Raw genomic sequence first — 386 nt, forward strand, 5'->3', positions numbered from 1 at the left:
GGGCATGCGGGCGGGCCGGGTCGTCCCCTACAAGCCGCTGGTGGATGAGGCCCTCACGCTCGCGAAGCACCAGCCCGCGCGCGTGCTGGTGGTGGACCGGGGGCTTGTTCCCAACAGCCCCGTCACGCCGGAGCGCGACGTGGACTTCGCCACGCTGGGCCGCGAGCACGAGGGCGCCCAGGTTCCGGTGGAGTGGATGGAGTCCTCGCAGCCCAGCTACATCCTCTACACGTCCGGCACCACCGGGAAGCCCAAGGGCGTGCAGCGCGACACGGGCGGTTACGCGGTGGCGCTGGCCGCGTCCATGCGCCACATCTACACGGGCCAGCCCGGCGAGGTGATGTTCACCGCCTCAGACATCGGCTGGGTGGTGGGCCATTCGTACA

At 70.7% G+C, this 386-nt stretch carries 1 protein-coding gene; it reads left to right on the forward strand.

Annotated features, from left to right (window positions below):
- A partial coding sequence (locus HV826_RS36585) for an AMP-binding protein (protein WP_176421593.1) occupies positions 1 to 386 on the forward strand: 386 nt, incomplete at both ends.

Source organism: Myxococcus sp. AM010 (assembly GCF_013372585.1).
Taxonomy (GTDB): domain Bacteria; phylum Myxococcota; class Myxococcia; order Myxococcales; family Myxococcaceae; genus Myxococcus; species Myxococcus vastator.